The organism is Amycolatopsis lurida, assembly GCF_900105055.1.
GTDB lineage: Bacteria > Actinomycetota > Actinomycetes > Mycobacteriales > Pseudonocardiaceae > Amycolatopsis > Amycolatopsis lurida.
The window spans coordinates 5,833,617-5,857,046 of record NZ_FNTA01000004.1; the positions used below are offsets into that span (position 1 = coordinate 5,833,617).

Consider the following 23,430-nt stretch of genomic DNA (forward strand, 5'->3'; position numbering starts at 1 on the left):
CCCGAAACCCTAACCCGACCCGGGGATTGGTGACGCGCGACGTGCGGGTTCGGCGCGTTGCTGGCAGCGTGTGCATCCTCAGGTGAGTCATGTCACAGATCGGGGAGCGACAGTGGCCGAACAGGGTCCAGCCCAGGAGATCGCGCAGGGGTACGTGAGCGAAGGCGCGGCGGTCGAGCTCGGCGCCGTCGTGCTCGATGGCAAGACCGACGCCGGCGCGGCGGTCCGCTTGCCGCTGGCGACGCTGAACCGGCATGGGCTGGTCGCGGGCGCGACCGGTACCGGCAAGACGAAGACCCTGCAGCTGATCGCCGAGCAACTGTCGGCCGCGGGGGTGCCCGTGGTGCTGGCGGACGTGAAGGGCGACCTGTCCGGGCTCGCCGCGCAGGGCGAGAGCAACGACAAGATCGCCAAACGCGCGGAGGAGCTGGGTGACGCCTGGGAGCCCGCCGCGTTCCCCGTGCAGTTCCTGTCGCTGGGCACGGGCGGCAAGGGGGCGCCGATCCGGGCGACGATCACCAGTTTCGGCCCGATCCTGCTGTCGAAGGTGCTGGGGCTCAACGAAACCCAGGAGTCGACGCTCGGCCTGATCTTCCACTGGGCCGATCAGCGTGGGTTGGCGTTGCTGGACACGAAGGACCTCCGCTCGGTCATCACGCACCTCACGAGTGACGAGGGCAAGGAGGACCTCAAGGGCATCGGCGGCGTCTCGGCCGCGACGGCCGGGGTGATCCTTCGCGCGCTGTCCAATCTGGAGGCTCAGGGCGGCGAGGACTTCTTCGGCGAGCCCGAGCTGGACGTCCACGATCTGATGCGCGAGGCCGACGGCAAGGCGATGGTGACCCTGCTGGAGCTGGACAACCTCCAGTCGAAGCCCGCGCTGTTCTCGACCTTCCTCATGTGGCTCCTGGCCGAGCTGTTCGAGGAGTTGCCCGAAGAGGGCGACCTCGACAAGCCGAAGCTGGTGTTCTTCTTCGACGAGGCGCACCTGCTGTTCAACGACGCCTCGAAGGCGTTCCTGGAACGCATCGAGCAGACCGTCAAGCTGATCCGCTCCAAGGGCGTCGGCGTGTTCTTCTGCACGCAGCTCCCGACGGACATCCCGAACAACGTCCTGAGCCAGCTGGGAGCCCGGGTGCAGCACGCGTTGCGCGCGTTCACGCCCGAGGACCAGGCGGCGCTGACGAAGACGGTGAAGACGTATCCGAAAACGAAGCACTACGAACTGGACTCGGCGCTGACGTCGCTCGGTATCGGCGAAGCGATCGTCACCGTCCTTTCCGAGCGGGGCGCGCCGACGCCGGTGGCGTGGACCCGCCTTCGCGCACCGCGTTCGAAGATGGGCTCCATCGGCGCCGAAGCGATCTCCGCGGCGACGGCGTCTTCGGACCTGCACGCGAAGTACGCCGAGACGATCGACCGTGAGTCCGCCTACGAGAAGCTAGCCGCGAAGGTGGCCGCGCCGCCTGCAGGCGAGGCGCCGCCACCCGAAGCCCCCGCTCCGAAGCCGGAGAAGCAAGAGCCGGGCATGGTCGAGCAGGCGATGAAGAACCCGGCCGTCAAGTCGTTCCTCCGCTCGGCGGCGAGCGCGCTGGGACGGGAGATCACCCGCGGTCTCTTCGGGAACCGCAGGCGGTGAGAAAACCTGACGCGATCTGTCAGGTATGTCCGGCAAGGTGGACGGCATGACCAACACCGCGACAGCGTCGTTCACCGTGGACGGCTGGGAACCACAAGCCACCGAGAAGCCCGAAGCCACCGAGTTCTCGCGGGTGCTGCTGACCAAGACGTTTACCGGTGACGTCGAGGGGACCAGCGCCGTGGAGATGCTGACGGCGGTGAACGAGACGTCGTCGGCGTATGTCGCGTTCGAACGGCTGGCTGTTTCCGTCGACGGGCGCAAGGGCGGCTTCGTCCTGCATCATTCGGCGGGGGAGAACGGGCATCACCTGATCGTCTTGCCGGGCTCCGGTCACGGTGAACTGGCAGGCATCACCGGAACGGCGGAGATCGTCAAGGACGACGAGGGCAACCACACCTTCACCCTCACCTACGAGCTCTGAACGCGTGTGAAGGACTCCCTCCCCGGAGGAGTCCTTCACACGCTCACCGGCTGGGCCGCCCCCTGACGCGGTCCAGACAGCCGGGTCAGCCGACGATCTGCTCGACGATCTTCTTCGCGTCGTTGATGGGGATCGCGAAACCGATGCCGATGCTGCCGGTCGAGGCCGGGTTGTACAGCGCCGAGTTGATGCCGATGACGTTCCCCTGCGCGTCCACCAGCGCCCCGCCCGAGTTGCCCTGGTTGATCGGGGCGTCGGTCTGGATCGCGGTGTAGCTCGGGCCGGCTTTGTTCGTGGTCCTGCTGTAAGGCGAGCGGCGCTCCTGGCCGCTGCCGAGCTCGTCGAGCTTGCGGTTCAACGCGCTCACGATCCCGGTGGTCACGGTGTTCTGCAGTCCGCCGGGTGAGCCGATCGCGACGACCTGCTGGCCGACGGCGAGCTTGCTCGAGTCGCCGAGCGAAGCCGGCGTCAGGCCGCTCGCATCCTTCGCCTGGAGCACGGCGATGTCGGCCTTCGTGTCGGCGCCGACCACACTGGCCTTGTACTGCTTGCCGTCCGACAGGGTGACGGTCACGTCGCCCTCGGCGTCGGCGACCACGTGGGCGTTGGTGAGGATGCGCCCGTCCGCCGTCAGGATGACGCCGGAGCCGACCGCCTCACCCTGGGCGGTGGCCACGTTCACCTGGACGACACTCGGCGTCACCTTCGCGGCGACCCCGCTGACGTCACCCGAAGTGGTGTTCCCGACCGGTAGCCCGTTGGCGACCGCGGACGAACCCGTGCCCGACGCCGACGATGTGGAGCCGAGCCCCGCGATCGCCGCTCCGCCGACCCCGCCGACGAGTGCGGCGGCGAGCGCCGTCGCACTGACGAGGACGGCGACCCGGCCGCCCTTCTTGCGCGGCGGCGGGGTGACGAGCGGATTCGGCGCGGCCTGCCAAGGGGTGTAGCCGGGGTACTGCTGGTGCGGCGGCTGGTGCCCACCGGTGGAGGCGGGGCCGGGCCGACTCTCGTTCTCGGTCATGGAACAAGATTCGCGCCCGTAGTTGTGAGCCGCCTGTGGAGAACCCCAGGGCTTTCCTGAGAATCTCAGTCGAAGAACGCCGGGACGTCCAAGGCCCCGCCCGACGCCTCGAACTCCTCGTGCACCGCGGCGCGGAGTTTCGCGTCGGCCAGGTAATCGACGGCGGTCAGCGCCAGCCCCAGCGCGCCGTCGACGACCGCGCGATCGCCGTCCGGCGAACCGGCCGCGGCCGCGAACTCCTTGGTGTGCAAGGCGGTCGTCGGTCCGGCGATGGCGATCATCGGGTGGATCGCGGGCATCCGGTAGGACAGGTTGCCGAGGTCGGTCGAACCGGTGAGGAATTCGGGCACGATCCCCGGCGGCAGCGGTTTGCGGCCGGCGTCGACCTGGTGCACCGACCAGCGCCCGGCGAGGGTGGTGTTGAACCGGATCGGCAGATACGCGGGCTGCGCGTCCCATTTCAGCTCGACTCCGCAGCCGGTCATCTCCGCCGCGCCGCGCGCGATCGCCGAAACCCGCTCGGCGAGGTCGCGCAGTGTGTCCGGTTGCGCGGACCGGAGGTAGAACAGCAGCGCCGCGCGTTCGGGGACGACGTTCGGCCGCGCGCCGCCGTCGGTGAAGACGCCGTGGACGCGGTCGCTGGAGGGCAGATGCTGGCGAAGTGCCGCGACTCCCTGATACGCGGCGACGGCGGCGTCGAGCGCGTTGCGGCCCATGAACGGCTGAGCCGAGGCGTGCGCGCCGACACCGTGGAACACCATTTCCAGTTGCCGCCTGCCGAGGAACGGGTGCATGGCGATGTCGTGGCTGAACGGATGCAGCATGACCACGGCGTCGACGTCGTCGAAAACGCCGGCGCGGGCCATGGTCTCCTTGCCGCCACCGCCTTCCTCCGCCGGTGTGCCGATCAGCGAGACCCGGCCGCCCAGCCGTCCGGCGACCGCCGCCGCGCCGAGGAAGCCGCCCGCGCCCGCGGTGCAGATGACGTTGTGCCCGCAGCCGTGGCCGAGCCCGGGAAGCGCGTCATATTCGGAAAGGACCGCGATATGCGGGCCGCTGCCGGGGGTGGTCGCGACCAAGGCGGTGTCGAGTCCGCCCGCGCCGATCGTCACCTCGTGTCCGTGCCGCTCGAGCAGGTCGCCGAGCGCGCGGACCGAGCGGTGCTCGGCGAAACCCTCTTCGGGATGAGAGTGCAGGTCTTGGCTCAGCCCCACCAGTTCCGCCTCCAGCTCGCGGATCTCGGCGCTGACGGCGTTTCGCGTGGCGGCGTCCGCGCCGTCATGGGGCGAACCGAGGGGTTCGGCCGCGGCGACGGCGTCCGCGGTCGCGTCGACCAGCGAGCGGAGGTAGCCGTCGTCGGGAGGGATCGGCGAAGCGTGCTCAGAGCGGATCATTTCCGGATGTTAACTCCTAGCTCGCCCGTGACGATCTGCGTGACGCCGGCGTACCGCTCGCCGACGTGGTCGAAGCCGCGCCGGAACAGCTTCGCCGCGATCTCGCCGCGGTCGAACATCCACTGTCCGCTCAGCCTGCCGAGGACGGTGTCCGCGAGCCGCATCGGCTGATCGCTGTGCCGGGCACTGGTCAGCAGCACCAGCGAGCCGCCGGGTTTCAGCACGCGGGCGAACGAATCCAGCGCCGCGTCCGGATCGGCGAACATGTGCAGCGCGGCGAAACAGCAGACGGCGTCCACAGTGGAATCGTCGAGTGGCAGGTCGACGGCGTCGGCGCGCAGATAGGTCACCGAAGGGGGATTGGGCGCGGCGAGTGCGTTCTCCAGCATGGTGACCGAACCGTCGAGCCCGATGGACAGGCCGTCCGGCCCGACCGCTTCGCCGAAGGCACGGGTGAACCTGCCGGTGCCGCAGGCGACGTCCAGCGCGACCTGGCCAGGGCGCAGGCCGAGCGCTTCGATCGCGATGCGGACCTCGTCCGCCATCGTCGGGCCGTTCAGTCCTTTCGCGACCCTGCCCAGCGCCGGGCGCCAGTACCGCTCGTAGATCATCGGCACGGCCGAGGTGCGCATCAGCCGCTGAGCGAGTCCGGTCGGCGGCCCCGCCTGCGGGATTTCTCCCAGCAGGTCAAGGAAATCCTTCCCGGTGGCGGTCGGCGTGGTGCCCGGCCGCAGCAGGCTTTCGAGACGTTCGCGATGGTCCGGCATGGCTGCTCCCTTCACGGTCCTCACCGCAGAATCTGCCATGACCGGCCCGTTCGCGACATTCCCGCCGCCGCGACCCGAAACTGTCGGTGGCCGTCTCTAACGTCGGAGGGAGTCGCCGTTCCCCAGCCGAAGGAGCCCGAAATGACCGGCTCGATCCTGCAACACCCCGCAACGACCACGCTCCGCATCCCGGTGCGCGGCCCGTTCGACCTCGACAAGTCCATCCGCTTCCTGACCGATTTCCCGCCCGCCTGCCGCGCGGACGCCGCCGCCGAGCCCGGCACCCTGCGCTTCGCTTTTCCCGCCGAAGCGGGCTGGGAGCACGTCGGTGCGGCCGTCAGACAGAGATCGCCCGGCTCGATCGAGGTGGAGGTCTTCGCCGAGGAGGGGCTCGCCGTCGAAGTCGGCGCCCAGGTCCGGCGGATCCTGTCGGTGGACGTCGACGGCGTCGGCTTCGCCAAGATCGGCGCGGCGGATCCCGTGGTGCGCCGCCTCCAGCAGGCGCACCCCGGTCTGCGGCCGGTGCTGTTCCATTCGCCCTATGAAGCGGCCTGCTGGGCGATTCTGAGCCACCGTGCGCGGATGTCCCAGGCGGCCACGGTGAAACGACGGCTCGCCGAGGAGTTCGGCAGGCCGGTGGACGTCGGAGGGAAGGTCCTCAGGTCGTTCCCGGCGCCCGACGTACTGGCCGGGCCGGAGGCCGGGCGCGGCCTGCCGGCGGTGAAAGCCGAGCGGTTGCGCGCGGTGGCCAACGCCGCCAAGGACGGTCTGCTCGACGCCGCGTATCTGCGTGCGATGCGGGTGCCGGACGCGTTGCGCTGGTTGCAGCGCTTGCCGGGCATCGGCCCGTTCTCGGCACAGCTGATCCTGATCCGGGGCGCCGGGCATCCGGACGTCTTCCCCAGTGGCGAGCCCCGGTTGCAGGAGGCCATGCGGGCCGCGTACGACCTGCCGCTGGCGCCACCCGAGGAGTTGGAGGAGCTGTCCGCGGTGTGGCGGCCGTTCCGCAGCTGGGTGGCTTTCGCCCTGCGCAACACCGGGGAGTTTCGCACGCGCGGGATCGGAGGTTCGATGACCGCCTGACACGGGACATATCCGGCTTGTGGTGAGCTGATGTGGTGAGCTCGTCTCCCGCCGAAACGGTTTCCGACATCGCCCAGTCCACCCCGCCCGGCACGATCACCCTGGTCACCGGTGGTCTCGCGCTGCTCGTGGTGCTCTCAGGCAGGCCTTGGCGGATCGCCCGCAACCTGATCACACTCGTCCACGAGGCGGGTCATGCGCTGGCGGCGGTGCTGGTCGGCCGTCGGCTGCAGGGCATCAAGCTGCACTCGGACACCTCCGGCGTCACGGTCTCCCGTGGCAAACCGGAGGGCCCGGGGATGGCGTTCACCGCGCTGGCCGGGTACCCGGCGGCCGCCGTGCTCGGGCTGGTGTTCGCAGGACTGCTCTCGTCGGACCTGATCACCGTCGTGCTGATCATGATGGCGTTGATGCTGCTGGGTGTGCTGGTGATGGTGCGCAACACCTACGGCGTGTTCACCGTGGTCGCCAGCTCGGTGGTGCTCGGGCTGGTCGCGCTGGTGGCGCCCTCGTGGTTCCAGGCGATCTTCGTCTACCTGCTGACCTGGTTCCTGCTGTTCGGCGGTGTCCGGCCGGTGGTCGAGCTCCAGATCAAGCGGCGCCGGGGAGCGGCCCGGGATTCCGACGCCGATCAGCTCGGCAGGCTCACCGCGATGCCCGCGGTGCTGTGGGTGCTGGTGATGGCCGTGCTGACGGTGAGCTGTCTCTTCGCGGGCGGGTTGTGGCTGCTGGAGCCGACCGTCGCCTGACCGGGGCGGTACGGCAGACTGATGGCTCGTTCCGCGCGGAAGGAGTCAGCAGATGGACGAGGTCGCCAAGGCCGTCGAGGAATGCGCTCGATCGGCGAAACGGGCCGCGCCGTCACTGGCCGCCGCCACCGCGGAGGCGATCGACGCCGCGCTGAACGCCATGGCGGACAAGCTCGTCGAGCACGCCGACGTCGTGCTCGAAGCGAACCAGGCCGACATCGTCAAGGCACGCGAGGACGGCATGAGCGCGGGCCTGCTCGACAGGCTCACCATCACCCCCGAGCGGCTGACCGGCATGGCCGAACAGCTCCGTCTCCTGGCGGGCGCGCCGCATCAGGAGCGGTCCGTCGATGTGTCCACTTTGGACGGAGGGCTGCGGCTGGTGGAGCGTCGCCGCCCCGTCGGCGTGATCGGTGCGAACTACGAGGCGCGCCCGAACGTCACGGTGGACGTCGCCTCGCAGCTGGTGAAGTCGCGCAACGGTGGCGTGCTCCGCACGGGTTCCGCCGCGCTCGGCTCGGCCCAGCGCCTGCGCGAAACCGTGATCGCCCCCGCGCTCGCCGAGGCGGGCATCGACCCGGACGTCATCCAGCTGGTGCCGCGCGCCGAGCGTGAAGCGGCTTCCGCGCTGGTCCGTTTCCCCACGCTCGTGCCGCTGGTCATCCTGCGCGGCAGCGGCGACAGCACCCGGGCGCTGGCCACCGAGGCGGCCGTCCACGGTGTCCGGACGCTGGCCCACGCCGACGGCGGCGGCGTGCTGTACGTCGACGAAGCGGCCGACACCGACAAGGTGCGCGACCTGGTCTTCACCAGCCTCGACCGGCTCGGCGTCTGCAACCGGCTGAACCTGCTGCTGATCCACGAGGACGCCCACGACCGCGTCTGGCCCGGCATCTCCGGCGCGCTGGCCGAACGCGGCGTCACGCCCTCGCTCGCCCCGCACGAGCACGCCATCGGCTACGAATGGGCGCTCGACTCGGACCGCGAAGCGACCGTCACCGTCGCGAAGGTCTCCGGCCTCCCCGAAGCGGCGGAGATCGCCAACGAACGGACCTCCGGCCTGGCCGCCGGCATCGCGACCGAAAGCAGCGAAGCGGCCGACGCGTTCTTCGACGCGTACACCGGCACCGGCGTCTTCTGGAACGCCCCGACCCGGCTGCTCGACGGCTTCAAGCTCCTCGCCGTCCCCGAGACCGGCATCAACCTGGACAAGGTCCCCGGCCCGCGTGGTCCGGTCACCTACACCGACCTCTACGTGCGGCAGTACGCGGTGCTGCCCGCCTGACCTCACGACCCCCTGGACTGAACCGGGAGTTTCGCGTGACCGGGCGGACGGCACACGTGATCAGACGGACGACACGCGTGACTGGACGGACGACACGCGTCGGCGGCCGGGGCCGCCGAGAGCCGTCCGCCTGATCACGTGTGCCGTCCCTCCAGTCACGCGAAATCTCCCGATCGCAGGTCGGCACTGACCCGAATCGCCGCACGGCCACTGCGGTAGCAAAGGTCCCTTGCTCTTCCGGCAGGGATCAGCGACGGCGACGCTTCGATCTAGGCCCGGGCGGCACCGAGTCCGCGGTGGCGTCCTCGACCTCGTCCGATGCGGGCGTCGGGTCCGGAGCGGGGGCGGCCAGCCCCAGCATCTCCGCGGCGAGCTGTTGCGAAGAGGCGAACATGCCCGAAGGCCGGTCCCGCGCCCGGCGCAGGGACGAAGGCCGCAGCCGGTTGTAGCCGCGCACCGACACCGGCCGCCGCGACCGGATCTCGTACTGCGGGAAGCCCGAAAGCTCGCCGGCGAGTTCCTTGTCGACCAGGATGGTCCCCGGCCGCGCGGTCGAGGTGAGGCGGGCGGCGAGGTTCACCACCGAGCCGTAGACGTCGCCGAACCGGCTGAGGATCCGGCCCGAAGCCAGCCCGGCGCGTACTGAGGGCAGGGTCTCGTCGGCGTCGGCGCGTTCGGAGAGGGCGAGGGCGATCTCGGCCCCGTCGACGGCGGAATCGGCGACGAACAGGACCTCGTCGCCGATCATCTTCACGATCCGCCCGTGGTGATCCGCGACCACCTCGGTGGCGACGGATTCGAACCGGTCGAGGATGTCGGTCAGCTCTTCTTCGTCGACCTGCCTGGTCAGCCGGGTGTAGCCGACCATGTCGACGAAGCCGACCACTTCGGTCCTCGCTTCGAGGTCTTCCTCCGGCATGGCCAGCGCCCGGCCCGCGTAGGCGGCCAGGTGGCGGCGCCAGACGAATTCCTGCACCTTCTCCAGTTCGGGCAGCAGCCGCTCGACGAGCCGCCCGATCTGGCGTTCGCTGCTGCCGATCTCCTTGTTCTCGGTGATCATCGTCCACAGCATGTGGACCTGCCATTCCGCGAGGCGCGAAAGGTGCTGGCCCAGCGCGCGTGTCACGGCCAGTTCGATGCTCGGGTCGATCAGCCCCGAGTTCATCAGCTGATCGGCCGTGCGGATCGCTTCGATGTCGGCGTCGGTGAAGACGACCTCGTCGTCGTCGACCGTCGCGAAGCCCAGCGCACGCCAAAGGCGCCGAGAGCGTTCTTCGGGAACGCCTGCCTTCTCGGCGACTTCGAGCCGGGTGTACTTGCGCCTACCACCGAGCAGGATCCGTTCGAGGCGCTGTTGCAGCGCGTCGGGCGAGATCTCGCCGGGTTCGGGCATCAGGTGGTGTGGACGATGAGCACGTCCACCCCGGACTTCCGCGCGACCTCGGACGGCACGGAGCCCAGGATGCGGCCGGCGAGCGTGTTCAGCCCGCGGTTGCCGACCACCAGCAGATCCGCGGAGCGCTCGGAGACGACCTTGCGCAGCGAGTCGACCGGGTCGCCGACGACCGCGGCGGTCTCGATCGTCTTCGCGCCGGCCTTCGCCGCCCGGTCACGGGCGGACAGGAGGGTGTCCTCGGCCGGGGCCGAGCCCACGACCTGGTACGCCTCGTCACCGAGAACGTCCTGTGCCTTCTCCACGTCGCCCTTGTTGGCGGGGTAGTAGGCGCACACGATGACCAGGGTCGCTCCGGAATCCCCGGCGACACCCGCCGCCCGGTCCACCGCGGCGAACGAGGAATCCGATCCGTCCGTGCCCACGACCACGGTCCGATATGCAGCCATCCGCAACCTCCACCGATCTGACAGCCCGCACCTGCGCGCGAGCAGCGACGATAACCGCTAGTCGGCGGCCTCGCAGGCCGCCGTGAGCACGGTCGGGTGAAAAGGTTACTCGCCAGTCGGTTTCTGCGCTGCCGCAGGTCGCGGTGAAGGCTTCGCGCCGGATGTGGCCTTCGGCACATCGGCCGTCCGGAGCTGCACGGTGGCTTCCGAGTCGGGTGACGGCTTCGCCTTCAGGTCCGCCGGGACATGCGGTTCGTCGCCGAGCACGTGGGTCGCCTCGGCGAGCGCGTTCCGCGCGGTGCGGACCTGCTCGGCCAGGCTGGAGCGCACCTTGCGGAGCGCTTCGACCCGTTCGGTGGCCTGTGTGATCCGCCGGTTGGACTCTTCGGTGGCCTGCCGGACGCGGCGGCGTGCCTCGTCGGCCGCCTCGGCGAGCCGGGCGTTGGCCTCGGTGATCGAGTCCTGCTTGCGCTTGTTGGCGTCGGCGACGGACTCGCGCTGACGGCGCTCGATGTCGGCCTTGGCCGCCGTCTCCTCTTCGAGCACCTTCGCGCGGATGGCGGCGGCGTCCTCGGTGGCCTCGCGGACACGACGGGCGGCTTCGGCCTTGCTCGCGGCCTCCTGCTCGGCCAGCGCGTGCATGGCCTCGGTGCGCCGCGACGCCATCGCGATCTCGAAGTCCTCTTCGACCTGCGTGCGGCGCTGCTGCGACTCGGCGTCGAGCTTGTCTCGCTCGGCCTTCGCCTTGTCGGTGATGTCCTTCGCCTCGGCGCGCGCCTTTTCGAGCACACCGCGGTGCTCGGCCTCCATCTCCTTGCGACGGAGGTCGAGCTCGTTGAGCAACTGCTCGTAGCGGGCCCGCATGGCGCTCGCGTCGGTCTCCGCCTTGGCACGGATGTGCCCGGCTTCGGCTTCCGCGCGCGCCTTGGTGTCGGCGGCCTCGTCCTGCGCGAGCCGCAACATGCGCTGCAGGCGCTCGGAAAGGCCTTCGACACTCGTCGGCGGCTGGGCGAGCCGGTCGACCTGCCCGCGCAGGTCCGCGATCTCGCCGCGTGCGATCTCCAGCTGCCGTGCCAGGTCGCCCGCCTGCCCGATGGCGGCATCGCGATCGGCGGTGAGCATCTTCAGATCGGCGTCCAGCCGTTCGAGATGTTCGTCGACCTGCGCACGGCTGTAACCGCGCTTCGCCACGTCGAAGCCGGCTCCCAGCGGCACTAGCTCCCGTTCCTCGCCAAGGCTCATCCTTCTACCGTAGTCGAGCTGGAGTCACGGAAGGGTGAGCACCCACGCAACGCGCGGCGAAAGCACGTTCCGGCGCGCTAAACGTTCCGGAAGGCGTTGATCCCGTCGATGTGCTTTTCGCGCAGCTCGTGGTTCCGGACACCCAGACCTTCTTCCGGCGCAAGGGCGAGCACGCCGACCTTGCCCTGATGCGCGTTGCGGTGGACGTCCAGCGCGGCTTGCCCGGTCTCCTCGAGCGAGTAGGTCTTCGACAGCGTCGGGTGGATCAGACCTTTCGCGATGAGCCGGTTCGCTTCCCACGATTCGCGGTAGTTGGCGAAGTGGCTGCCGATGATCCGCTTCAGGTTCATCCACAGGTAGCGGTTGTCGAACTGGTGCATGTAGCCCGAAGTCGACGCGCACGTGACGATCGTGCCGCCCTTGCGCGCGGCGTAGACGGACGCGCCGAAGGTTTCGCGCCCCGGGTGCTCGAAGACGATGTCCGGGTCTTCGCCGCCGGTCAGCTCGCGGATCTTCTTGCCGAACCGCTGCCACTCCTTCGGGTCCTGGTTGTGCTCGTCCTTCCAGAACTTGTAGCCCTCGGCGTTCCGGTCGATGATCAGCTCCGCGCCGAGCTTCCGGCAGATCTCCGCCTTTTCGGGGCTGGAGACCACGCACACCGGGATCGCGCCGCCGTTGAGCGCGTACTGCGTCGCGTAGGAGCCGAGGCCGCCCGAAGCACCCCAGATCAGCACGACGTCGCCCTGCTTCATGTCGGCGCCGTTGCGCGAGACGAGCTGGCGGTAGGCCGTGGAGTTCACCAGACCGGGGGAGGCGGCCTCCTCCCAGGTGAGGTGGCCCGGCTTCGGCATCAGCTGGTTCGCCTTCACGAGCGCGATCTCCGCGAGCCCGCCGAAGTTCGTCTCGAAGCCCCAGATCCGCTGCTCGGTGTCGAGCATCGTGTCGTTGTGCCCGTCCGGGCCCTCGAGTTCGACGTTGAGGCAGTGCGCGACGACCTCGTCGCCCGGCTTCCAGTTGTGCACGCCGGGCCCGGTGCGCAGCACGACGCCGGACAGGTCCGAGCCGACGACGTGATAGGGCAGGTCGTGGCGCTTCGACAGCGGCGAAAGGCGCCCGTAGCGCTCCAGGAACTTGAACGTCGAGACCGGTTCGAAGATGGAGGTCCAGACGGTGTTGTAGTTGATCGCGCTCGCCATGACCGCGACCAGCGCCTCACCGGGGCCGAGTTCCGGCGTCGGGACCTCGTCGACGTGCAGCGACTTGCGCGGGTCCTTGTCCCGGCTTTCGAGGCCTTCGAACATGCCGGCCTCGTCCTTGTGCACGGTCACCCCGCGATAGGACTCCGGCACGTCGAGCGACGCCACGGCGCCGAGGTCATCGTTCAGAATGGCCTGCTGGATCTCGCCGAGCTGCGACATCGGAACCTCCGCGAATGGGGGGACGGCGTGGTTCGCCCAAATTACTCATGGGTAACCAGGTCCACAACTGTACGAGACGTGGAGCACGTACACATCCCGAAGCGTTATCGACCGGTCTTGACCGGCCGGCCAACCAAGCGCACCATGGGCGGTGGAGATCTCTCCGACCTGCAGGTTCAGCCGATTCTCGGAGGTGAGCACGCATGAACGAACCCACGACGCGCCCTTGGACCCGTCCCCATGACTGGGCGGAGGTGGTCATCGGTGTCGTGGTCGCGCTTTCACCCCTCTGGATGACCACGGACAACACCGCCATGTGGACGCTCGTCATCCTCGGCGCGCTGATCGCCCTCGACGGTCTCGCGTCGCTCGCGATGCCTGGCATGGTCTACGGCGAAGGCATTCAGATCGTCCTGGGCGCGCTGTTGTTCATTTCGCCCTGGGTGATGGGATACGCCGACTTCATGGGCGCGTCCTGGACCGCTTGGATCGGCGGCGTCCTGACCGTGGTGGCCGGGGCGGCGGCGATGCCGATCGCCCAGGCGACGCACCGGACGGCGGGACAGCACTGACCCAGGAGGAAACGGCGTGAAAGAGGATTCGGCGAAACAGCGCATCCTGCGAGCCGCGGAGGCGCTCTTCGCCGAATCCGGTTTCGACGCCACGCCCACTTCGCGGATCGCGGAGCGGGCGGGCGTGCCGAAAGGCCTGGTGCACTACTACTTCCGGCGTAAGTCGGATCTGCTGGCCGCGCTGGTCGCCGAACTACCCGACGCCCGGATCGAACCGGCCGTCGTGGTCGTCCCCGGCGATCTCGCGGGCAGTCTTCGCGGCCTCGTCGTCGAACTCGACAGGCGGTTCAACCGGTCCTTGGCGCTGTCGCACCTGTTGTGGCGCGAGGCCGACACGCACCGCGCGGTCCGCGACGCGCTGGCCGAACGTTTCCAGCAACTCGTCCGGCAGGTGAAGGCCGTGATCGTCGCCGCGACGGGCGGCAAGGTCGCGCTCGCCGACGTCGATTCGGCGTCGGGACTACTCGCGCGGGCGGTCAGCCACCGCCACGCGACAGCGCGGCACTCCGAGGACGGGGACCCCGCCGAGATCGACCGCGAGGTCCTCTTCATCGCCTCCGCGTTGACGCGGGATCAGTGACCGTCCTTCGCGGGCTCCACCAGTTCGACGAGCACACCGCCGGCGTCCTTGGGGTGCACGAAGTTCACCCGGCTGTCGGACGTACCGCGCTTCGCCTCGTCGTAGAGCAGCCGCAGTCCCTGTGCGCGCAGCGCCGCGGCGGCCGCGTCCACATCGGACACTCGATACGCCAGCTGCTGCAGCCCGGGGCCGCTCTTCGCGAGGAACTTGCCGATCGCGGAATCCTCCCGCAGCGGCGCCAGGAGCTGGATCGCGGTCTCGGTCCCCGCGGTGCCCGGCGCGCGCAGCATCGCCTCGCGGACGCCCTGCTCCTCGTTGACCTCCTCGTGCGCGACCTCCAGGCCGAAATGCTCGGCGTGGAAGGCGATCGCGGCGTCGAGGTCGGGTACCGCGATGCCGACGTGGTCGATGGCCGTCACGAACGGTTTCAGCGCCTGGTTCATGCAGAGCAGGATAGGTGTGCGGGCGGGCGGACCGGCGTGCGCCGCCTCACACTGGCTCCATCAAGAGACCCGCGACCCGGGTATGGTCGCGAAGACCCCCTTTGCCCTTGCGCCGATGCTTGGAGGACGCCGTGTCCGGTTCCGTGATCCTGGGTGCCGCCCGTACACCGATCGGGCGATTGCTCGGTTCCCTGAAGGACTTCTCGGGCGCGCAACTCGGCGGATTCGCCATCAAGGCGGCGCTGGAGCAGGCCGGTGTCTCGCCGGACGCGGTCCAGTACACGATCATGGGCCAGGTGCTCACCGCGGGCGCGGGCCAGATCCCGGCCCGTCAGGCCGCGGTCGCCGCCGGTATCCCGATGAGCGTCCCGGCGCTGACCATCAACAAGGTCTGCCTCTCCGGCCTCGACGCCATCGCGCTGGCCGACCAGCTCATCCGCGCGGGGGAGTTCGACCTGATCGTGGCGGGCGGCCAGGAGTCGATGACCCAGTCGCCGCACCTGCTGCCGAAGTCCCGCGCGGGGTTCAAGTACGGCGACACCACGCTCGTCGACCACATGGCGTACGACGGTCTGTTCTGCGCCTTCGACCAGGTCGCCATGGGCTCGTCGACGGAGAAGTACAACAGCCGCTACGGGATCACCCGTGAGCAGCAGGACGAGTTCTCCGCGCGGTCGCACCAGCGCGCCGCCGCCGCCATCGCGGAGGGCCGCTTCGACGCCGAGATCGCGCCGGTGTCGATCCCGCAGTGCAAGGGCGACCCGGTCGTCTTCTCGAAGGACGAGGGCGTCCGCGCCGACACCACCGCCGAAGGCCTCGCGAAACTGCGTCCCGCCTTCGCTTCCGATGGCACCATCACCGCCGGCTCGGCTTCGCAGATCTCCGACGGCGCGGCCGCGGTGATCGTCGCGAGCAAGGCCAAGGCCGAGGAACTGGGCCTGACCCCGCTCGCCGAGATCGGCGCGCACGGCGTGGTCGCCGGTCCGGACGCCAGCCTGCACGAGCAGCCGTCGAACGCGATCCTGGCCGCGCTGGCCAAGGCGAACCTGACCGCGGACGCGCTCGACCTCGTCGAGATCAACGAGGCGTTCGCCGCCGTCGGCCTGGTCTCGGCCGACAAGCTCGGGCTCGACCCGGAGAAGGTGAACGTCGACGGTGGCGCCATCGCGCTCGGCCACCCGATCGGCGCGTCCGGCGCGCGGCTCGCCGTGCACCTGGTCCACGAACTCCGCCGTCGCGGCGGCGGGCTCGGCGCGGCCGCCCTCTGCGGTGGTGGCGGCCAGGGCGACGCGCTGCTGATCCGCGTTCCGTAAAGCCCTTGCCGGTACAGCTGGACATCGACGAACTGGTCGGTCGCGCGCGGGACGGCGTCCCCCGCGCGATCGCCCGGTTGTTGTCGCTGGTCGAGGACGCTCATCCACGGTTGCCCGAGGTCGCGGCGAAGCTGACACCGCACACCGGCAACGCGCGGGTCGTCGGTCTGACCGGTCCGCCCGGTGTCGGCAAGTCGACATCGACGTCCGCGCTGCTCACGGCCCTGCGGGCGCGGGGCTTGCGGGTCGGCGTGCTGGCGATCGACCCGTCGTCGCCGTTTTCCGGCGGCGCGCTGCTCGGCGACCGGATTCGGATGACCGAACACGCCACCGATCCGGGCGTCTTCATCCGGTCGATGGCCACGCGCGGTCATCTCGGCGGGCTGTCGTGGGCGACGCCGCAGGCGGTCCGGGTGCTCGACGCGGCCGGGTTCGACGTCGTGCTGATCGAGACCGTCGGCGTCGGTCAGTCCGAAGTGGACGTCGTGAAACTGGCCGACACCACGGTCGTCCTGCTCGCGCCCGGGATGGGTGACGGGATCCAGGCGGCCAAGGCGGGCGTGCTGGAGATCGCGGACGTGTTCGTGGTCAACAAGGCCGACCGCGAGGGCGCGGACGCGACCGTGCACGACCTCAAGCAGATGATCTCCTTGGTGCGCCGGGAGATCCGCGGCCCGAGCTGGCGTCAGCCGATCGTGCGAACGGTGGCCTCGCGCGGCGAAGGCGTCGAGGACGTCGTCCGCGCGCTCGACGAACACCACGACTGGTTGGTCCGGCGCGACGAACTGCCCCGCCGCCGTGCGGCGCGGGCCCGGGACGAGGTCGAGGCGATCGCCGTGCAGCGGCTGCGTGCGGAAATCGTCGACCTGCGCTCCGGAGACCGGCTCACCGAATTGGCCGAACGCGTGGTCGCGCGGAAACTCGACCCCTTCGCGGCGGCCGACGAACTCATCGCGGACCTTCGCGGCTCGTGAGTGGTAAGGACGGTTCTAACCGTCCTCACCACTCACGAGGTTTCAGAGGATTTCGATGACGCGGACCTTCGGCGGGCGATTCGGGAAACTGATATCGGTCCACCGGTTGATGCGCACGTCGGCGCCATTGCTGTCGTAGTACATCAGGTCGTTGTTGCCGGTGTAGATCCGGTCGATCCACCAGCCGCCGAAGCTGATCCGCCCGCGGTTGGCGTAGCAGTCGACGCTGCTGCTCCCGCCGAGGTGGGACCAGATCTTCAGGTAGTTCTCCCCGTCGCGGCAGGGAATGTGATCGATCGCGAACGAGGTGCCGGTCGGCACGAGCAGGCTGAACGTGGCGGCAGCGGCGGCCGCCACGGCCAGGACGCGTTTCTTGGTCGAGAACACGGAATTCTCCTTTGATCGTGGAAAGGAGCGTGCTTCGAGCATCTCGATCACCCGTGGGGATTGTCAATTTCCCGGTGCGTCCGGACAACCGACTCTGGTCCAACGGGCAGCCGTCAGAATTCGACGTACATCTTGATGTCGCCGAAATCGCTGTCGAGATTGTCCAGATGGGCGATCGCGTCCTCTTTCCAGACCTCGAGCTGATTCGTCTCGCCGTAGGTGAGCTGTTCGCCGTCTGCCACCTTGTGGGCGTAGTTCGTGATCGTGACGGTCTGGCCCCGGCAGAACTCGACGCGTTCCAGGAACCGGTCGGCCATGTCGGGGTCGAAGACCCGGCCCATCCGGACGTAGCCGTTGTTGATGTGCTCCTCGCAGTAGAAGTGCGCCGCGGCCGAGGCGATCCACTCGGTGAGCGACGCGTCGCGGGGCGGCCACTTCTCCCGGACGTGCGACTTGATCTCCCTGGCGAGGCGGATGACGCGGCGCCGTTCGAGGTCGGTCAGCCCGTCCTCCTTGCGGAAGTCGAGGATCATGTCGTCGACGACCTTGGCGAGCCTGAGCATGCGCGGCTTGTCGAGTTCGGCCGGTTTCTCCGGCGGCAGCCCGGCCATGACCCTCTCGTGCACGAGGACGTACTGCGTGTACGCGTACAGAAAGGTCAGGGCGTTCAGCTGCCATTGGTGTCGTTCGGCGATCTCCACGGTTCCGACCCTAACCGCGGACCTACTTCCGGACCTGTGTGAGCGCCGGGGATTCACCCTATGCTCTGCTCTTCGTCCACGGCTGGGAGGCAGGAACCGTGCAGAGGATCGCGAAGGTCTTTGTGGCAGTGCTGGGAGCAGGGCTGATGCTCGCGGCAGGCACCGGGACGGCATCGGCGGAGGGTGCGCCGCCGAAGGTCACGAAGGGGCCGTGCCAGTACACGCAGACGCCGGACGAGCCGGCCGCGCGGCCGGTCCCGTTGCCGCCGGACCCCCGGCGCACGCCGGACCGGGGCAAGGTCCCGGTGCAGCTGAAGACCAACCAGGGCAAGATCGACCTGACCCTCGATCGGGCGAAGGCGCCGTGCACGGTGCAGAGCTTCCTGCACCTGGCGAAGCACCGTTTCTACGACCGCACGACGTGTCACCGGCTGACCGCGTACCCGACCTTGAAGGTCCTGCAGTGCGGTGACCCGAGCGGCACCGGCGAGGGCGGCCCCGGCTACAAGTACAAGGACGAGCTGCCCGTGGGCCTGCCGCCCGCGCCGACCGACCCGACCGGCGAGCGCAAGGTGTACGCGCGTGGCGTCCTCGCGATGGCCAACGCGGGTCCGGCGACGAACGGTAGCCAGTTCTTCGTCGTGTACGGCGACTCCGCGCTTCGCCCGAACTACACGATCTTCGGCACCGTGGGCCACGAAGGCCTCGAAACCCTCGACGACGTCGCCGCCGGGGGCATCAAGCCGACCCCGGAGAACCCCGCCCCGGTCGACGGCGCCCCCGTCCTGAAGACCGACATCCTCCGGGCACGCCCCTGGTTCTGCTGACCCCTCTCGCAATTCGTCACCTACTTGCGCCATCATCGCAAGTAGGTGACGAATTGCGGGGTGTCAGGTGACTTCGAAGATGGCCTCGCGCAGGGCTTGGGTGGCGCCGCCGAAAGCGTGCTTCGCGGCGGCGCCGTACCCGATGATGAGCCCTTCGCGTTGCGGTTCGCCGATCCAGTAGCCGCTGAGGCCTTCGAGCCCGATCGCGCGACGACGGCAGGCGGCCAGTACCTCCATCTCCCGGGGTAGCTCGCCGGGGAACTGGAGCACCAAGTGCAGCCCGGCGGAGATCCCCTGCGGTAGCACGGAATCCGGCAGGGCCGCGAGCAGTTCGTCTCGCCGGGACCGGTATTCGATGCGGCAGCGGCGGATGTGCTGGTCGTAGGCGCCCGACTCGATCAGTTCGGCCATCGCCAGCTGGTCCAGCAGCGCGGGCCGCGCCCCGCTCTCGGCCAGTGCCGTACGCACCGGTTCGACCAAGAACCGCGGCAGCACCATCCAACCCAGCCGCAGCGACGGCGCGAGCGTCTTGCTCGTCGTGCCCACGTACACGACCCGTTCGGGTGCCAGCGCCTGCAACGCGCCGACCTGCTGATGGTCGAACCGGAACTCGCCGTCGTAGTCGTCCTCGATGACGACGGCACCGGTTTCCTCCGCCCAACGGGTGAGTTCCGCCCGTCGCTCCGGAGCGAGGGTGACGCCGAGCGGGTACTGGTGCGCCGGGGTGACCACGACCGCCGGACTGTCCAAAGCGGACACCGTGATCCCGTGGTCGTCGACGGGGACGCCGACCACGCGGGGACCGTTGGCGGCGGCGATGTTCCGGTAGATGTGCAGCGACGGGTTCTCGAACGCGATCTCGTCCGCGCCGCGCGCGTGCAGCACCCGCGCCAGTACCGCGATCGCGTGCGAGAACCCGGAGCACACCAGGATACGGGCGGGATCGGCGACCACGCCGCGGCTGCGGGCCAGATACGCGGCGAGCGTTTCCCTCAGCTCCGGGGCACCGGACTCGGCCGTGTAGTCGAACGCCGACATCGGCGCCTGGTGCAGTGCCCGCCGGGTCGCGGCGAGCCAGGCGGAGCGGGGGAACGCCGACAGGTTCGGCCTGCCGGGGCGCAGGTCCCAGCGCGGCGCCGGGTCGCGGGGGACCGGCCTCGGCGGTGACGCGGGCAGCGCGCCCGCCGTCGCGACGCGGGTCGGCGCGCCCTGAGTGGTCCGCAGGTATCCCTCGGCGGCGAGGTCGGCGTAGACCCGGGTGACCGTTCCCCTGGCCACGCCGAGATCCTGCGCCAGCGCCCTGGTCGAGGGCACCGCGGCGCCCGCCTGCCAGCGTCCCTCCCGGATGGCCGCGCGGATCGCGGCGGCGAGTCCGCTCCGGCCGCTTTCGGGACGCCAGTCCAAGTGGACGTCCATTCCCGAACTGGACCACGAATCTGCCATGAGACTGGACCATACTCGTGGGCCAGTCGCCGCTAGATTCGACGGTATGACCGAGCGAATCCATGTGGGCAAGCGAGTGCCCGAGATCTACCAGGCCATGGCGAAACTGCAGGCCGAAGTCGAGAAGGCCGCCGCCAACGCCGGGGTCGACCAGAAGATCCTCGAACTGGTGAAGATGCGGTCGTCGCAGATCAACCACTGCGCGTTCTGTCTCGACATGCACTCCCACGACGCGCTGCAGATGGGCGAGTCGCCGCGGCGGCTGTTCGTGCTGCAGGGCTGGCGCGAGACCGAACTGTTCACCGAGCAGGAGCGCGCCGCCCTCGCGCTCACCGAGGCGATCACGAACGTGGCGACCCTGCACGACGTGCCGGACGACGTCTACGAAGAGGCCACCCGCGTCTTCACCGAGGAGCAGTACCGCGCCATCGTCTGGGAGGCCATCGCGATCAACAGCTGGAACCGGATGTGCGTGACCAGCCACGCGCCGCTGCCCGAGCGCGCCGAATGACGGCGGCTCGGCTGCGGGAGCTGCACGTCGCGGGTACGCCGCTGCTCCTGCCGAACGCGTGGGACGCCGACAGCGCGCGTCTCGTGGAAGCCGCCGGGTTCCCCGTCGTGGCGACGAGTTCGTTCGCCGTGGCCAAGGTTCTCGGGTACGAAGACGGGGAAGACGCGCCCGCCGCCGAGATGTTCGCGGCGGCGGCGAGGATCGCGCGGGCGGTCTCGGTGCCGGTGACCGTCGACGTCGAAGGCGGATACGGGCTCGAAGCGGGTGAACTCGCGGCGAGGCTGGCCGAGGCGGGCGCCGTCGGCTGCAACTACGAGGACACCGATCACGCTTCAGGTGGAGTACGCCCACTCGAGGCGCAGGCGAAACGGGTCGCGAAGTTGCGCGAGGCCGCCGGCGACGCGCTGGTGATCAACGCCCGCGTCGACGTCTTCCTCGGCGCGTCCGACGAACGAGCGGTACTGGACGACGCGATCTTGCGGGCCAAGGCGTACTTCGAGGCCGGGGCGGACTGCGTCTATCCGATCATGGTGAAGTCGCCGGAGGTGCTCGGCGAGTTCGTGAAGGCGGTGGCGCCGGGAGCGGTCAACGCCGCCCCGGTGCCCGGAGGCCCCGATCTCTCCGCGCTCACCGCACTGGGGGTGGCGCGGATCTCGCTGGGCACCGGGCTGTGGAAGTCCGTCCGCGCCGATCTCCGCGCGAAACTGGCCGAACTGACGGCGGGGAAGCTGCCTTACTAGGGGAAGTGGGAACCGGGGCGGTGCGGCCGGGGGCGTTGGAGCCGGCCGCACCGCCCCGGCGATCAGTGGGCGACGGCCTTTTCGGCGCCCGCGCCGGTGAGCGAGCGGACCTCCATCTCCGCGTACTTCTTCTGGTTGTGCTCCTTGGACAGCACGGTTCCGAGCCAGCCGAGGAAGAACGCCACGGGAATCGAGACGAGACCCGGGTTGTCCAGCGGGAACCAGTGGAAGTCGACGCCCTGGATCATCGAGGCGCTCTTCCCGGTCTTCGGGTCCACCGGCTTACCCGAGACCGCCGGCGAGAACACGATCAGCACAATGCAGACCGCGAGACCGCCGTAGATGCTCCACAGCGCGCCCTGGGTGTTGAACCGCTTCCAGAACAGCGAATACAGGATGGTCGGCAGGTTCGCCGACGCCGCCACCGCGAAGGCCAGCGCCACCAGGAACGCGATGTTCTGCCCGTTGGCGAGGATGCCGCCGAGGATCGCGACCGCGCCGATCACCAGCGCGGTGATCCTGGCGACCTTCACCTCCGAATCCGGGGACGCCTTGCCCTTCTTGATCACGCTGGCGTAGACGTCGTGCGCGAACGACGCCGACGCCGTGATCGTCAGGCCCGCGACCACCGCGAGGATCGTCGCGAAGGCGATCGCCGCGATCAGGCCGAGCAGGATCGGGCCGCCCAGTTCGAGCGCCAGCAGCGGGGCCGCCGAGTTCACGCCACCCGGCGCGGCCTTGATCTTGTCGGCGCCGACCAGCGCGCCGGCGCCGTAGCCGAGCACCAGGGTGAACAGGTAAAAGACGCCGATCAGCGCGATCGCCCACACCACGGAACGGCGGGCTTCCTTCGCGGTCGGCACCGTGTAGAAGCGCATGAGGACGTGCGGCAGGCCCGCGGTACCGAGCACCAGCGCGATGCCCAGCGACAGGAAGTCGAGCTTCGTCGTACCGGTCTTGCCGTACTGGTTGCCCGGCCCGAGCAGCGCCTCACCGGCCCTGCCCGCCTTGTCCACGGCGCCCTGCAGCAGCGCGGAAAGGTTGAAGCCGTACATGGCCAGCACCCACAGCGTCATCGCGAGCGCGCCGGCGATGAGCAGCGCCGCCTTGATGATCTGGACCCACGTGGTGCCCTTCATCCCGCCGATGAGCACGTAGGCGATCATGATGATGCCGACGATCACGATGATCGCGGCCTGCCCGGCCTTGCTCTCGATCCCGAGCAGCAGCGCGACGAGGCCACCGGCGCCCGCCATCTGCGCCAGCAGGTAGAAGAACGACACCGCCAGCGTGGACGTCGCCGCCGCGGCCCGCACCGGGCGCTGCTTCATCCGGAACGCCAGCACGTCGCCCATGGTGAACTTGCCGGTGTTGCGCAGCAATTCCGCGACCAGCAGTAACGCGACCAGCCAGGCGACCAGGAAGCCGATGGAGTAAAGGAAACCGTCGTAGCCGTAGATGGCGATCGCGCCCGCGATCCCGAGGAACGACGCGGCGGACAGGTAGTCACCCGCGATGGCGACGCCGTTCTGCGGGCCGGTGAACGCGCGGCCGGCGGCGTAGTAGTCCGAAGCCGTCTTCGTGTTGCGGCTCGCCCGGAACACGACGAACAGCGTGACCACCACGAACAGGCCGAAGATGGTGATGTTGAGTACGGGGCTGCTGCCCTCGACTCCGGCGGCGAGGTTCATTTGGCCTCACTCTCGATGTCCGTGCGGATCTTCTCCGCGAGGGGGTCGAGTTTCTTGTTCGCGTAGCGGACGTAGAGCCCGGTGATCACGAAGGTCGAAACGAACTGCAGCAGGCCGAAGACGAGGCCGACGTTGATGTTGCCGACCAGCTTCGTGCTCATGAAGCCGTGCGCGTAGTCGGCGAGCAGCACGTAGAGCAGGTACCAGAGGAGGAACAGCGCCGAGACGGGGAAGACGAACCGGCGCAACCGAGCCCGCAGTTCCTTGAACTCCGCGCTGTCATGGGCTTTGTCCCAGTCCGTTTCCGGTGGACTGGGAGCGTTCGTTTCGGTACTCATCGTGCTCTCCTCGCACCGCGAATGTGTTCCGCGACACGTTAAG

The 23,430-nt window shown here is 69.3% G+C and carries 25 protein-coding genes; 12 read left to right on the plus strand and 13 right to left on the minus strand.

Going from position 1 to position 23,430, the window contains the following annotated elements:
• Nucleotides 1-112: 112 nt before the first annotated feature.
• Entirely contained in the window at nt 113-1,639 is a 1,527-nt protein-coding gene (locus BLW75_RS33135) for a helicase HerA-like domain-containing protein (protein WP_034315411.1), read from the plus strand.
• 46 nt (nt 1,640-1,685) lie between these two features.
• The gene (locus BLW75_RS33140) at nt 1,686-2,063 is read left to right on the plus strand and encodes a DUF3224 domain-containing protein (protein WP_034315598.1); all 378 of its coding nucleotides are present in this window, start codon (nt 1,686-1,688) and stop codon (nt 2,061-2,063) included.
• 85 nt (nt 2,064-2,148) lie between these two features.
• On the opposite strand, the gene BLW75_RS33145 is transcribed toward BLW75_RS33140, so the two are convergent.
• From BLW75_RS33145 to BLW75_RS33155, 3 genes are all read right to left on the minus strand, one after another.
• Complete coding sequence (locus BLW75_RS33145; RefSeq protein WP_034315414.1) at nt 2,149-3,087, minus strand: S1C family serine protease; 939 nt, start codon at nt 3,085-3,087, stop codon at nt 2,149-2,151.
• 65 nt (nt 3,088-3,152) lie between these two features.
• On the minus strand, nt 3,153-4,481 hold the full coding sequence (locus BLW75_RS33150; protein WP_034315416.1) for a M20 family metallopeptidase: 1,329 nt from the start codon (nt 4,479-4,481) through the stop codon (nt 3,153-3,155).
• Nucleotides 4,478-5,248, minus strand: coding sequence for a class I SAM-dependent methyltransferase (locus BLW75_RS33155; RefSeq protein WP_034315419.1), 771 nt, complete (start codon nt 5,246-5,248; stop codon nt 4,478-4,480). The genes BLW75_RS33150 and BLW75_RS33155 overlap by 4 nt, the downstream gene beginning before the upstream one ends.
• 141 nt (nt 5,249-5,389) lie before the next feature.
• On the opposite strand from BLW75_RS33155, the gene BLW75_RS33160 reads away from it, so the two are divergent.
• From BLW75_RS33160 to BLW75_RS33170, 3 genes are read left to right on the plus strand one after another with little or no spacing between them, the layout of a single operon-like run.
• Nucleotides 5,390-6,331 carry a DNA-3-methyladenine glycosylase family protein gene (locus BLW75_RS33160; RefSeq protein ID WP_091598800.1) on the plus strand — a complete coding sequence of 314 codons (942 nt, stop codon included), beginning with the start codon at nt 5,390-5,392 and terminating at the stop codon, nt 6,329-6,331.
• A gap of 35 nt (nt 6,332-6,366) precedes the next feature.
• Nucleotides 6,367-7,080, plus strand: a complete 714-nt coding sequence (locus BLW75_RS33165) for a M50 family metallopeptidase (RefSeq protein ID WP_034315605.1) — start codon at nt 6,367-6,369, stop codon at nt 7,078-7,080.
• A gap of 52 nt (nt 7,081-7,132) precedes the next feature.
• The gene (locus tag BLW75_RS33170; protein ID WP_034315421.1) at nt 7,133-8,365 is read left to right on the plus strand and encodes an aldehyde dehydrogenase family protein; all 1,233 of its coding nucleotides are present in this window, start codon (nt 7,133-7,135) and stop codon (nt 8,363-8,365) included.
• 247 nt (nt 8,366-8,612) lie between these two features.
• Here the strand turns inward: BLW75_RS33170 and BLW75_RS33175 are convergent, their stop codons facing one another.
• The 4 genes from BLW75_RS33175 to ccrA form a co-directional block, all read right to left on the minus strand.
• On the minus strand, nt 8,613-9,758 hold the full coding sequence (locus tag BLW75_RS33175; RefSeq protein ID WP_034315423.1) for an adenylate/guanylate cyclase domain-containing protein: 1,146 nt from the start codon (nt 9,756-9,758) through the stop codon (nt 8,613-8,615).
• Nucleotides 9,758-10,207 carry a universal stress protein gene (locus BLW75_RS33180; protein ID WP_034315427.1) on the minus strand — a complete coding sequence of 150 codons (450 nt, stop codon included), beginning with the start codon at nt 10,205-10,207 and terminating at the stop codon, nt 9,758-9,760. Before BLW75_RS33180 ends, BLW75_RS33175 begins: the two co-directional genes overlap by 1 nt.
• Nucleotides 10,208-10,312: 105 nt before the next feature.
• Entirely contained in the window at nt 10,313-11,422 is a 1,110-nt protein-coding gene (locus BLW75_RS33185) for a coiled-coil domain-containing protein (RefSeq protein WP_034315430.1), read from the minus strand.
• A gap of 104 nt (nt 11,423-11,526) precedes the next feature.
• The gene (gene ccrA / locus BLW75_RS33190; protein ID WP_034315432.1) at nt 11,527-12,867 is read right to left on the minus strand and encodes a crotonyl-CoA carboxylase/reductase; all 1,341 of its coding nucleotides are present in this window, start codon (nt 12,865-12,867) and stop codon (nt 11,527-11,529) included.
• 203 nt (nt 12,868-13,070) lie between these two features.
• Here ccrA and BLW75_RS33195 point away from each other — a divergent pair, with 203 nt between their 5' ends.
• Both BLW75_RS33195 and BLW75_RS33200 read left to right on the plus strand, forming a co-directional pair.
• The gene (locus BLW75_RS33195) at nt 13,071-13,439 is read left to right on the plus strand and encodes an SPW repeat protein (RefSeq protein WP_034315436.1); all 369 of its coding nucleotides are present in this window, start codon (nt 13,071-13,073) and stop codon (nt 13,437-13,439) included.
• Nucleotides 13,440-13,455: 16 nt separating this feature from the next.
• Nucleotides 13,456-14,019, plus strand: a complete 564-nt coding sequence (locus BLW75_RS33200; protein ID WP_034315439.1) for a TetR/AcrR family transcriptional regulator — start codon at nt 13,456-13,458, stop codon at nt 14,017-14,019.
• Here the strand turns inward: BLW75_RS33200 and mce are convergent.
• Nucleotides 14,013-14,462 carry a methylmalonyl-CoA epimerase gene (gene mce, locus BLW75_RS33205; RefSeq protein WP_034315441.1) on the minus strand — a complete coding sequence of 150 codons (450 nt, stop codon included), beginning with the start codon at nt 14,460-14,462 and terminating at the stop codon, nt 14,013-14,015. The two genes, BLW75_RS33200 and mce, sit on opposite strands and share 7 nt — an antisense overlap.
• A gap of 131 nt (nt 14,463-14,593) precedes the next feature.
• Between mce and BLW75_RS33210 the strand changes: the two genes are divergently transcribed.
• Complete coding sequence (locus tag BLW75_RS33210) at nt 14,594-15,775, plus strand: acetyl-CoA C-acetyltransferase (RefSeq protein WP_034315443.1); 1,182 nt, start codon at nt 14,594-14,596, stop codon at nt 15,773-15,775.
• A 5-nt stretch (nt 15,776-15,780) separates the two neighbouring features.
• Nucleotides 15,781-16,749: a methylmalonyl Co-A mutase-associated GTPase MeaB gene (meaB, locus tag BLW75_RS33215; RefSeq protein ID WP_034315446.1), complete on the plus strand. Its 969-nt coding sequence runs from the start codon at nt 15,781-15,783 to the stop codon at nt 16,747-16,749.
• Nucleotides 16,750-16,791: 42 nt separating this feature from the next.
• Here the strand turns inward: meaB and BLW75_RS33220 are convergent, their stop codons facing one another.
• Nucleotides 16,792-17,136, minus strand: coding sequence for a beta/gamma crystallin domain-containing protein (locus BLW75_RS33220; RefSeq protein WP_034315448.1), 345 nt, complete (start codon nt 17,134-17,136; stop codon nt 16,792-16,794).
• A gap of 113 nt (nt 17,137-17,249) precedes the next feature.
• On the minus strand, nt 17,250-17,837 hold the full coding sequence (locus BLW75_RS33225) for a hypothetical protein (protein ID WP_034315451.1): 588 nt from the start codon (nt 17,835-17,837) through the stop codon (nt 17,250-17,252).
• Between the two features lie 146 nt (nt 17,838-17,983).
• Between BLW75_RS33225 and BLW75_RS33230 the strand changes: the two genes are divergently transcribed.
• Entirely contained in the window at nt 17,984-18,664 is a 681-nt protein-coding gene (locus BLW75_RS33230) for a peptidylprolyl isomerase (RefSeq protein WP_091598803.1), read from the plus strand.
• 63 nt (nt 18,665-18,727) lie between these two features.
• Here the strand turns inward: BLW75_RS33230 and pdxR are convergent, their stop codons facing one another.
• Nucleotides 18,728-20,107: a MocR-like pyridoxine biosynthesis transcription factor PdxR gene (gene pdxR, locus BLW75_RS33235; protein ID WP_034315455.1), complete on the minus strand. Its 1,380-nt coding sequence runs from the start codon at nt 20,105-20,107 to the stop codon at nt 18,728-18,730.
• A 46-nt stretch (nt 20,108-20,153) separates the two neighbouring features.
• On the opposite strand from pdxR, the gene BLW75_RS33240 reads away from it, so the two are divergent.
• Complete coding sequence (locus BLW75_RS33240; RefSeq protein ID WP_016336647.1) at nt 20,154-20,618, plus strand: carboxymuconolactone decarboxylase family protein; 465 nt, start codon at nt 20,154-20,156, stop codon at nt 20,616-20,618.
• A complete protein-coding gene (locus BLW75_RS33245; protein WP_034315458.1) occupies nt 20,615-21,358 on the plus strand; it encodes an isocitrate lyase/PEP mutase family protein in 744 nt (247 codons plus the stop codon). Before BLW75_RS33240 ends, BLW75_RS33245 begins: the two co-directional genes overlap by 4 nt.
• Nucleotides 21,359-21,420: 62 nt before the next feature.
• Here BLW75_RS33245 and BLW75_RS33250 read toward each other — a convergent pair whose 3' ends face one another.
• Both BLW75_RS33250 and BLW75_RS33255 read right to left on the minus strand, forming a co-directional pair.
• Nucleotides 21,421-23,049: a solute symporter family protein gene (locus BLW75_RS33250; RefSeq protein ID WP_034315460.1), complete on the minus strand. Its 1,629-nt coding sequence runs from the start codon at nt 23,047-23,049 to the stop codon at nt 21,421-21,423.
• Nucleotides 23,046-23,387 carry a DUF485 domain-containing protein gene (locus BLW75_RS33255; protein WP_034315462.1) on the minus strand — a complete coding sequence of 114 codons (342 nt, stop codon included), beginning with the start codon at nt 23,385-23,387 and terminating at the stop codon, nt 23,046-23,048. Before BLW75_RS33255 ends, BLW75_RS33250 begins: the two co-directional genes overlap by 4 nt.
• Nucleotides 23,388-23,430: the final 43 nt, after the last annotated feature.